We start from the raw sequence: 10,718 nt of genomic DNA on the forward strand, positions 1-10,718 counted from the left end.
TGGCTTGGCGTCAGCATGCCGCGATTCGGTCGCACGGAGAGCATTTCCCAGTTGACAAAACTATAGGAACACCCCCCGCCTCAGAAAAATCGTCAGCGAAGTAGCAAAATGCCCCGCGGGCAGGAGGCTGCTCGCGGGGCAAAGAAGAGGGGCTTATTTGTGGCGGACCGAGGGACTCGGCATGGGGTTTCTGCCGCGGCCGCTCTCAAGGCATTACAGCTCGACGAGCTGGCCGGTCTCGGCGGCCTCCTTGATGGCGTTGAGAAGCGTGAGCGTCTTGACGTTATCGGCGGGGGTTACGACGGGCTCAACTTCGCGGCGGACGACCTTCACAAAGTGCTTGAGCTGCATCTTGTGCGGCAGCGCCGGGTCGACGGCCGGAATCTCCATCTGCAGCGGCTTGTGCCAGTTGGAGGCGCCGTCGTAGGAGAACTGATGCAGGCGGGGCAGCGAAAGGGCACCCAAGGTTCCGCCGATAAAGTAGGCGTCGGCGTCGAAGGGGCGGTACTGCGGATCCTCGCGAGCGGTGGCCTCCCAGTTCCAGGGGCTGGCGGTGGCGTCGGAGATGGTCATGCTCGCAAGCGCGCCATCGGCAAAACGGACGTTGACCACGGCGGAGTCCTCGGTCTCAAAACCGCGGGCGGCGCTGGACTGCATGCCCTGGACGGCGACGGGCTCGCCCAGCAGGTAGCGGAGCAGGTCCACGTCGTGAACCAGGTTGACCAAGATCGGTCCGGCACCCTTCTTGCGGCGCCACTCGACATCGAAGTACTCGTCATTCTTATAGATCATGTAGTGGAAGCTCGACACGGTGAGCTTGCCCAGCTCGCCGGACTCGATGATCTCCTTGGCCTTGTTGACGAAGGGGTTGTGGCGACGGTGCTGACCTACGAGCACGGGCACGCCGGCGGTCTCGGCCTCGGCGGCGAAGGCCTGGGCATCCTCGAGATCGTTGGAGATCGGCTTTTCGATCAACGGCACGATATTGCGCTTCACAGCCTCGCGGGCAACGCCCAGGTGCAAGTCGTTGGGGGTGGCGATAATGACGGCCTCGGGTTTGACCTCGTCCATCATCTGGGCGGGATCGGTGTAAAACGGCACGCCGGCGGCCTCGGCCGTGGCGCGAGCGCCCTCAAAGGCGTCGGCGATGGCGACGAGTTCGGCCTCGGGTTCCTCGGTGACAAAGCGGATGTGGTTGCGGCCCATGGCGCCGGCGCCGATAACGGCAATGCGGACGGGGTTGAGCTCAGACATTTCGACTCCTTAATACTGGTGACCGGTGGGATGCGACAAAGGGGCTGTCCCTTTGTCGCATCGGTAAAACTAGGCGGACTTCTTCTTGCTGTCGGAGACCATCATGTAGACGGTGAGCACGACGGCGATGGCGGCGATCACAATGGCGCCGTAGAAGGACTGCTGGTAGGCGGCGCTGCCGGCCTCGGCGTGATACAGCACGGCGGTGATGGGCTGGCTGATCCAGGTGGAAGCGGCATAACCCAAAAACATGATGCCGTAGTTGACGCCGATGTTGCTGGTGCCAAAGGCGCCACCGGTGAGCGGCGGGTAGATGACGAGCAGGGCGCCAAAGCTAAAGCCGAGCAGGGCGAGCGCCACAAAGAACATGCTCTGCGTAAAGCTCATCGACATGATGACGAGGGCGACGATGGTCACGACAAGGCTGATGAGCAGCGACTTATAGGCGCCGAGCTTGTCGATGATCTGGCCAAAGGACAGACGGCCGACCAGGTTGGCGCAGGTGTTGACGGAGACCACCACACCGCCGAGGGCGACGGCCGCGGCGCTCGTGGGGTCGGCGAAGAGCTGAACGGCGGCGATGGAGGCAACCTTGCCCACGAGCAGGGTGCCCGCGGTGGCGGCAAAGGCGAAGGTGACGATGAGGACCCAGAAGCGCGGGGTCTTGACCATCTCGCCCGGGGTGAGGTCGCCGAAGGTGCCAGCATGCGCGCCGCCCTTGGGGGCCTCGAAGCCCTCGGGCAGCCAACCGGCCTCGGGGGCCTTCAGGAACAGGGCGGAGGCGGCGATCGTCACAAAGAAGATGACGCCGAGCGCCTTAAGGGCGCCAAAGATGCCCAGGCTCGGGATGAGCAGCGAGGCGAGCACCGGGGACAGCACGGCGGGGCCGGCGGTCGAAGCGGCCAGGGTGATGCCGGAGGCGAGACCCTTCTTGTCGATGAACCACTTTTGGCCGGTGGTGAGCGCCGGGTTGTAGCCCAGGCCGTTGCCGATGGCGGCGACGAGCGAGAACCACAGGTAGAACTGCCACGGCTCGGTGACGGTACCGGACATGAACCAGCCCAGGCCGTAGCACACGGCGGCGGCGATCACGACGTTGCGCGGGCCGATCTTATCGGAGATGCGGCCGGCGAAGATGCCCGTCACGGCCATGATGGTCTGAAAGACCGGGAAGGCCCAGGTAAGAGCGCTGGACCACTCGGGGTAGACGGCGAGCAGGTTCTTGCTCACGACGGAATACAGCGCGATGGAGCTGATGAAGAACATGGTGACGCACGCGGCGGAAAGCACGACGGCGCGACCCTTGTTGGAGTTGGTGGAAGCCATTGGACTCTTTCTAATCGATACGGGGGAGGAACAGGCGTGTCTGCGAGTCCTCCCTGTCGGGTTGGTTTACTGGTCAGTCGGCTTGGCGACGCCGGACTCATCGGACCAGAGCTCGACACCCTTGTTCTTAAGGTAGTTGTCGGCATAGGCGCGACGGCCGCCGGGCTTGGCGGTGAGGTCGCCCATCATGTTGGAGAAGCCGCCGTCGACCTTGATGGCGTCGCCGGTGGTAAAGTCCGAGCGCTTGGACGCCAGGAACATGACGGCGTTGGCGATATCGCTGAGCTCGCCGATGCGGCGCGTGGCGATCAGGCGGCTGCGGCTCTTTTCGACCTCGGGGTCGGCGTAGAAGTTGGCCGACATCGGGGTCTTAACGAAGCAAGGCTCGACGCAGTTGGAGCGGACGCCGTAGGGGCCCCATTCGGCAGCCAGCATCTTGGACATCATGTTGACGCCCGCCTTGGTGGAGCTGTACACGCCCGAGAACGTCTCGGGGGAGTGGCTGGCAACGGTCGAGATGTGCACCAGGCGACCCTGGCCGGCCTTGATCATCTCGCGACCAAAGCGCTGCGAGGTGATGAAGTAACCGGTGAGGTTGACGTTGAGCACCTGCTCCCAGTCACTCAGCGGCAGGTCTTCCATGGCGGCGAAGCGCAGGATACCGGCGGTGTTGACGAGGACGTCGACGCGACCGAAGTCGGCGATGGTGGCGTCGACGGCGGCCTGAACCTCGGCCTCGTCGGTGGCGTTCATCTTGTAACCCTCGGCGTGGATGCCAAACTCGGCAGCGAGGTCGGCGGCAGCAGCCTTGACCTTCTCCTCGTCCAGGTCGAGCAGGACGACGTTGGCGCCGTTGCGGGCGAACTCGCGGCAGATCTCGACGCCCATACCGCCGAGCGCGCCAGTCACGGCGCAGACATCGCCCTCGAGCTTAAGCCAATTGCTCATAGGAACTTCCCTTCTTGTGCCTCCCGGTGGGTCGCTCCCATTAACCGACCCACGTGGTTTTCGCTGGTTATCGTATGCTTTGCATTTGCGCAGGTGAATTGCATATTTGTTAGAATGGCGTTAACCGTAGGTTTATAGCTCGCAAGACGATGTGTCCTTGATTGAGTGTGTGACCTGCGAAAACAACCCCCTGTGGCACCATGTGGCCATGGGCGCGAAAACGGGAGATTGACGTGTACGATCGACGACTCGAGGCCATATCGGCCGCCGCGGAGCTGGGAAGCTTCTCGCGTGCGGCGGCAAAATTGCGCGTGTCGACCCCGGCGCTCGTCAAGCAGGTGTCGGGCTTCGAGGCCGAGTTTGGCATCACGTTGTTCGAGCGCTCGCATTCTGGTGTTAAGGTGACGCCGGCAGGTGCTCTGCTGGTGGACGATGCACGTTCGATCATGCGGCAGTCCGAGGACGCGCTGCGCCGTGCCCGACGCGCGGCGGGCGATGGCGGGGCCGTGCGTCTGGGCGTGTCGATGATGTGTCCGGGGCGCCAGACGCTGTCGATGTGGACGGGCGTACACGAGCTGGAGCCATCGTTGCGCTTCGAGATCGTGCCGGTGAGCGACCTCTATGACGAGCGCGAATCCGTCATGCGCAGCCTCGGTCGCGAGGTGGATGTGGTGCAGTCGAGTTTTTCGACCCCGCGCTGGGGTGACGTCTGCCAAAAGCTCCGCATCGTTAACGTGCCGTTTTATATCGACGTGCCACGCACGAGCCCGCTGGCGCGCAAGACACGCATTACGGTTGCCGACCTGGAGGGCATGCGCCTGCGCGTGCTCCGTCACGGCAACGACGCAATGGACAGCCTGCGCATCGACCTTCTGGCCGACGGCGGCGTTGACGTGATCGACGTGGACAGCTTTGACTTTGCGCTCTTTAACGAGGCAGAGGAAAAGGGCGACGCGGTGCTCACCTGCGGCGCATGGTCGGGGGTGCACCCGGCCTTTGTGGGCGTGCCGTTCCTGTGCGGGCGAGAGGTGCCGGTCTTTCTGCACTACCCGCTCGAGCCCACCCTCCAAGTCCAAAAATTCGTCAACGCCATGGCCCAACTCCTCAAGTAGCCAAAAGAGTCCCGTCCCAAATTAGCTACCCTTTGCTACGGGTTTAGCGGTCCTCGCGTTGCGGCCCGGCTGCCTCGGCTGTCTTTACGCGGTTCTTGTCGATGTACATGTTTTTGTCGGCCTGGGAAAAGAGCTCGCGCATCGTAGGCGGTTCATCAAAATCACTGGAAAGCGCGAAGCCCACCGCATAGCTGATGGGCATGTCGGGGTGAGCCTCGGAATACTCGTTCACGTTCGCACGGACCCGAGCGAGACAGGACTCCACGGCAGCCCGATCGGAATCCCGCAGCACCGCGATAAACTCATCGCCGCCGTCGCGGCCCACAAAGCACGTCTCGGATGCCACACTTCCCAGTTGTTGGGCAAAAGAGCGAATGTATTCATCGCCCTTCTCATGACCGAAGTTGTTATTGACCGTATGCAGATTGTTAAGGTCGAAGACGCACACCGCAACGGGCGCCTCCGCGGAGACAGGCTGCTCCTGCCCCAAGACCTCCTCGCACTTGTTCTTGTTGGGCAGTCCTGTGGCTTCGTCGAGATAGACTTTGTTCTGCAGTTCGCGATTGAGCGCGGCAGTTCGCACCGCGCGAACAAGTTCGACCGCAAAGGTCGCCACCAAGCCCATGATGTCGATGATCACCAGGCCCTCGAGATAGTTGAGCGCCGACGCCTTCTCCTGAGAGTAGTCCTCCGCGAGTCGTGTAGCATCGTCACAAATACCAAAGAACTCCTCGCTCATCGCGATGATATCGGTGTTCTCGTAGCCGACTTCACGCACACGGGCAATCTCGGTGCAAAGCTCATCAAAATAATTTGCAAGCTCGGTCATTTTTGCCTGATACTCATCGTCGTCGAGACGGACGAGGTTGAGGTCGTCACTTCCGTAACGCAAACCGTTGATGTATGAATCCACGGCTTTGAGCAGGTCATCTTGAGGCTGGCCCGCGTCCTCGAGCTTAACGATTCGCTGCGTGGTGCCGCGCACCAGGCCGGCGTAGTTGACCACACGCGCCGTGCCCTGGATATCGGAGACGAGCAGCATGACATTGATGAAGAAGAAGATGAGAACTGCCGTGAGCACCATCATGAGCAGGCGCACCGCCTGGCTGGCCTTCTTGGCGACAGAAGTATTCACAAGTTCACTTCCCTAAATGACAAAAGAACAGGTAGCACGCAGTGTGCTGAAATTCATGGGTGGTTAACTCTACCATATGGGCCAGCAGCCTTAAACTGCAGCAGACGCTCGTCCAAATTGGCGTGACGCTTGCCTTGTTGTTCTTGACCTGGCCGCGCTATCGGACATGCTTCTGGTCTTGGATCACCATGGGAAAGCTCATCCCGTTTTGTGCGTACAGAGTGGGATGCGGCTTCCCAAAGGTGCCGTTAGGGGAAACCACATCCCGGTTTATGCCCTTGAAATGGGATGCCGTTTCCCGGAGGGGGCCCAGCGGGAAACGGCATCCCATTTTTGGCCCGAAAAGTGGGATACGGTTTCCGGCCGGCATGAAAAAAGCCTCCGCAGTTCGTGTAGCTGCGGAGGCTTTATTCGTTGCGGCGCATTGTGTTTGGGTCGCTGAGATGAGTCGATTTACCGCGAAAGAGGAGGGCATTGATTAGGGTCGTGCCCGACGAATGAGCGGCAAATCGGCCATCTCGGCGAGCCGAACTACTCCAGCTCAAACGCTCCGGTATAGAGCTGATAGTAGTATCCGCGCTTGGCGATCAGCTCGTCGTGGTTACCGCGCTCGATAATGCGGCCGTGGTCCAGACAGATGATCGCGTCGGAGTTGCGCACGGTGGACAGGCGGTGTGCGATGACAAACGTCGTGCGGCCCTCCATGAGCTTGTCCATACCCGCTTGCACGATAGCCTCGGTGCGGGTGTCGATGCTCGATGTGGCCTCGTCCAGAATCATTGCCGGCGGATCGGCGACGGCGGCGCGTGCGATCGAAATCAGCTGGCGCTGGCCCTGCGACAGCTGCGCGCCGTTGCCGGTGAGCATCGTGTCGTAGCCGTCGGGCAGGCGGGTGATAAAGTCGTCCGCGCCCGCGAGCTTTGCCGCCGCGATGCACTCCTCGTCGGTCGCATCCAGGTTGCCGTAGCGGATGTTATCCATCACGGTGCCGGTGAACAGGTTCACGTCCTGCAGCACGACGCCCAGCGAGCGGCGCAGATCGGCCTTGCGGATCTTGTTGACGTTGATGCCGTCGTAGCGAATCTTGCCGTCGGCGATGTCATAGAAGCGGTTGATGAGGTTGGTGATGGTCGTCTTACCGGCACCGGTGGCGCCGACAAACGCGACCTTCTGGCCCGGCTTGGCAAACACGGACACGCCGTGCAGCACCTCGTGGTCGGGCGTGTAGCCAAAGTCGACGTTGTCCATGACCAGGTCGCCGCGCAGCGGCACGTACTCAATCTCGCCGGTTGCGCGGTGCGGATGTTTCCACGCCCACATGCCGGTGTGGTGGTCGGCCTCCTCGAGCTGCCAGGTATCGGGGTTCACCTGAGCGTTGACGAGCGTCACATAGCCTTCGTCGGCTTCGGGCTCCTCGTCGATGAGCTCAAAGATACGGTCGGCGCCGGCGAGGCCCATGACCACGGCGTTGATCTGCTGCGAGATCTGGCCGATCTGTCCGCAGAACTGCTTGGTCATGTTGAGGAACGGCACCACGACGGCGATGGACAACGCCATGCCCGAGATGCTCAGGTTAGGCACGCCCAGCGCCAGGAAAATGCCGCCGGCCAGTGCGACCAGCACATAGAGCAGGTTGCCCAGGTTCATAAGGATGGGCATGAGGATGTTGGCGTACATGTTGGCCTTCTGCGAGACCTCGAAGAGCTTTTCGTTGCGCTCGTCAAAATCGGCCTCGGCGGCAGACTCGTGGCAGAATGCCTTGACGACCTTCTGGCCGTTCATGACTTCCTCGATATGGCCCTCGACAACGCCGAGCTCGGTCTGCTGCGCAATAAAGAAGCGCGCGGAGTTGGAGCCGAGCAGCTTGGTCATAAAGGTCATAAAGGCGACGCCTGCCACAATGACCAGGCACATCCAAACGCTGTAGTACAGCATGATAAAGAACACCGTGACGATGACGATGGTCGTCATGAGCAGGTTGGGCAGCGACTGGCTGATCATCTGGCGCAGCGTGTCGATGTCGTTGGTGTAGTGGCTCATGATGTCGCCGCGCTGGTGCGTGTCGAAGTAGCGGATCGGCAGGTCCTGCATGCGGTTGAACATCTTCTCGCGCAGCTTCTCCAGCGAGCCCTGCGTGACGATGGCCATGGCGCGGTTCCAGAAGAGCGAGGACAGGATGCCGATGCCGTAGATGCAGGCGAGGGTGGTCACGAGCTGTGCGATCTTGGGCTGCGCGGCTCCCCAATCGCCCGACTGCCACGATTCGCTAATAATCTGCAGGGCGCTCTGAAGGAAGGTCGCGCCGATGGAGTTGATGATGGCGCAGAGCACCACGCCGGCGACGACGAGGGGCAAAAGCACGGGGTAAAAGCCAAAGAGCGTCTTGATGAGGCGCGACATGGTGCCGCCCTTGCGGTTGAGCGCGCGCTCGGCGGTCGTTGCCTTACTCATGTGCCTCGCCTCCTTCCTGGGTCTGAGCTTGCGTTACGGATGCCTCGGTGTCGGCCTCGACGGCCTCTTCGCCCTCGGCAGACATCTTGTTCTGCGAGGTAAAGGTCTCGCGGTAGATCTCGCTCGTCTTGAGCAGCTCGTCGTGGTTACCGATCTGCGCGATGCGGCCGCCCTCCATGACGATGATGCGGTCTGCGTCCTGCACGGAGCTAATGCGCTGGGCGATGATGAGCTTGGTCGTGTTGGGCAGATAGCTTGCCAGCCCTGCGCGAATCTTGGCGTCGGTCTTGGTGTCGACGGCGCTCGTGGAGTCGTCCAGGATCAAGATCTTGGGGCGACGCAGCAGGGCACGCGCAATGCACAGGCGCTGCTTCTGACCGCCGGAAACATTGGAGCCGCCCTGTTCGATCCAGGTGTCATAGCCCTTGGGGAAGCCGTCGACAAACTCGTCGGCGCAGGCCAGATGCGCGGCCTCGCGGACCTCTTCGTCGGTGGCGTTCGGGTCGCCCCAACGCAGGTTCTCGGCAATCGTGCCGCTAAACAGCACGTTTTTCTGCAGCACCATGGCCACCTGGTGGCGCAGGGCGTCCAAGTCGTAGTCGCGTACATCCACGCCGCCCACGCGCACGGTACCCTCGGTGGCGTCGTACAGGCGGGCGATGAGGTTTACGAGCGTGGACTTGGCCGAGCCGGTGCCGCCGATGATGCCGATGGTCTCGCCGCTCTTAATGTGCAGGTCGATATCGTCGAGCGCCTGGCGCTTCGCATGCGCGGAATACTTAAAGCTCACGTGGTCAAAGTCGATGGAACCGTCGGCAACCTCGAGCACGGGCTCGGCGGGATCGGCGATCGTGGGCTCGGCGGCTAGCACCTCGGTGATGCGGTGCGCCGATTCGTCGGCCATGGTCACCATGACAAAGATCATCGACAGCTGCATCAGGCTCATAAGGATCTGGAAGCCATAGGTAAAGATCGAGGAGAGCTGGCCCACGTCGAACAGGGTGCCCTGGCTCGTGATGATGAGCTTGGAGCCCAGGTAGATGATGACGACGAACGCGCCGTTGACGCAGATGTTCATCATGGGGTTGTTAAAGGCCAGCAGCTTCTCGGCGCGGGTGAAGTCCATTTGGACGTCGCGTGCGGCGGTCGCGAACTTCTCCTTCTCAAAGTCTTCGCGCACGTAGCTCTTGACCACGCGCATGCCGGTGACGTTTTCCTCGACGGACTCGTTAAGGGCGTCGTACTTGTGGAACACGCGCGAGAAGATGGGACGCACCTTAAAGATGATAAAGAACAGCCCAAAGCCCAGCAGCGGAATGATGACCAGGTAGACCATGGCGACGCTGCCGCCCATGATAAATGCCATGGTAAAGGCGAAGATCAATACCAGCGGCGCGCGCACGGCGATACGGATGATCATCATAAAGGCCTGCTGCACGTTGTTGATATCGGTGGTCAGGCGCGTGACGAGCGAGGAGCTCGAGAACTCATCGATGTTGGCAAAGCTGAACGTCTGGATCTTGTAGAACAGGTCGTGACGCAGGTTCTTAGCGAAGCCGCAACTCGCATGGCTGCAGGTGACGCCGGCAGCGGCGCCAAAAGCAAGCGACGTCAGCGCGATGAGCACCAAAAAGCCCGCGGTGGGAAGCATTTCGGCTACGGTGGCGCCGTCTTTGATGGCGTCGATCAGGTTGGCGGTGATAAATGGAATCAGCATCTCGCAGAGCACCTCGCCAAGCACGAGCAATGGCGTGGTAACAGTGACTTTCATATAGTCGCGGATGCTGCCCATGAGGGTTTTAATCATCCAGTTCCTCCCAGGTTACACGGATTTTCTCGAGCATTTCGGCGAGCTGCTCGCGCTCGTCGTGGGTGAGCGCGCTAAAGGCCTGTTCTCTAAAGCGAATGCGGGCTGCCTGGTCGATGCGGGCGTTTTCCCGGCCGGTTTCGGTCAGGCGAATGGTGAGCTGCCGTCGATCCTTGGGGTTACGGCTGCGCTCGATGAGGCCGTTGAGCTCGAGCTTGGACAGGATCTCGGAAAGCGACCCCGGCTTGAGGTCAAAGTGCATGCCGAGTTCCTGCTGCGACATCTCGCCGCCGGGTTGCTTGGCCAGCAGGCAGATGATGGGCGCCTTGCCGGACACGCCTCCGCCATGAAAATGCATGTAATGGCCGCAAAAGCCCAGGCCATTGAGGATGCGCTTGGCAAGCTTGTCTTCTGAGCTAACCGCTTCGGGTGCATCCGCCGGCTGTGACGGGTCGCCGTCGGGCTCGTGCGAACAAAGGTTAAGAGGTTCATCGCACATGAATTAGTGTTGCTCCTTTCTTTAGTTAGGTAGTGGAATTGTTTTGTGCCTAACCAATCTAGGAGCATGAGAAATGAATGTCAAGGTACCAAACTTATTATGTTCGAGTGGCACTTAGGGACGTTCCTTTTAATATGAGCAGGACATTGTCAAGAGGCAAAATCGGGCCTGGCCCCAACGATATGG

At 61.0% G+C, this 10,718-nt stretch carries 8 protein-coding genes; 1 reads left to right on the forward strand and 7 read right to left on the reverse strand.

All coding sequences use genetic code 11. The annotated features are described in order from the left end of the window. Positions 1-213: 213 nt before the first annotated feature. The 3 genes from AB5202_RS09520 to AB5202_RS09530 form a co-directional block, all read right to left on the reverse strand. Positions 214-1,254 carry a Gfo/Idh/MocA family oxidoreductase gene (locus tag AB5202_RS09520; protein WP_368144553.1) on the reverse strand — a complete coding sequence of 347 codons (1,041 nt, stop codon included), beginning with the start codon at positions 1,252-1,254 and terminating at the stop codon, positions 214-216. Between the two features lie 69 nt (positions 1,255-1,323). Next, positions 1,324-2,580, reverse strand: coding sequence for an MFS transporter (locus tag AB5202_RS09525; RefSeq protein WP_117646283.1), 1,257 nt, complete (start codon positions 2,578-2,580; stop codon positions 1,324-1,326). 66 nt (positions 2,581-2,646) lie between these two features. After that, positions 2,647-3,528 (reverse strand): SDR family NAD(P)-dependent oxidoreductase, encoded by an 882-nt coding sequence (locus tag AB5202_RS09530; RefSeq protein ID WP_368144554.1) that lies wholly within the window; start codon positions 3,526-3,528, stop codon positions 2,647-2,649. Positions 3,529-3,761: 233 nt separating this feature from the next. Here AB5202_RS09530 and AB5202_RS09535 point away from each other — a divergent pair, with 233 nt between their 5' ends. Next, the gene (locus AB5202_RS09535) at positions 3,762-4,640 is read left to right on the forward strand and encodes a LysR family transcriptional regulator (RefSeq protein ID WP_271748140.1); all 879 of its coding nucleotides are present in this window, start codon (positions 3,762-3,764) and stop codon (positions 4,638-4,640) included. Between the two features lie 43 nt (positions 4,641-4,683). On the opposite strand, the gene AB5202_RS09540 is transcribed toward AB5202_RS09535, so the two are convergent. From AB5202_RS09540 to AB5202_RS09555, 4 genes are all read right to left on the reverse strand, one after another. Continuing rightward, on the reverse strand, positions 4,684-5,775 hold the full coding sequence (locus AB5202_RS09540; RefSeq protein ID WP_271748139.1) for a GGDEF domain-containing protein: 1,092 nt from the start codon (positions 5,773-5,775) through the stop codon (positions 4,684-4,686). A 531-nt stretch (positions 5,776-6,306) separates the two neighbouring features. Then, entirely contained in the window at positions 6,307-8,226 is a 1,920-nt protein-coding gene (locus AB5202_RS09545) for an ABC transporter ATP-binding protein (RefSeq protein ID WP_368144556.1), read from the reverse strand. Then, positions 8,219-10,033, reverse strand: a complete 1,815-nt coding sequence (locus AB5202_RS09550; RefSeq protein ID WP_368144557.1) for an ABC transporter ATP-binding protein — start codon at positions 10,031-10,033, stop codon at positions 8,219-8,221. Before AB5202_RS09550 ends, AB5202_RS09545 begins: the two co-directional genes overlap by 8 nt. Further along, complete coding sequence (locus AB5202_RS09555) at positions 10,026-10,532, reverse strand: MarR family winged helix-turn-helix transcriptional regulator (protein ID WP_368144559.1); 507 nt, start codon at positions 10,530-10,532, stop codon at positions 10,026-10,028. The genes AB5202_RS09550 and AB5202_RS09555 overlap by 8 nt, the downstream gene beginning before the upstream one ends. Between the last annotated feature and the right edge of the window lie 186 nt (positions 10,533-10,718).

Source organism: Collinsella aerofaciens (genome assembly GCF_040915545.1).
GTDB classification, from domain to species: Bacteria; Actinomycetota; Coriobacteriia; order Coriobacteriales; family Coriobacteriaceae; genus Collinsella; species Collinsella aerofaciens_BE.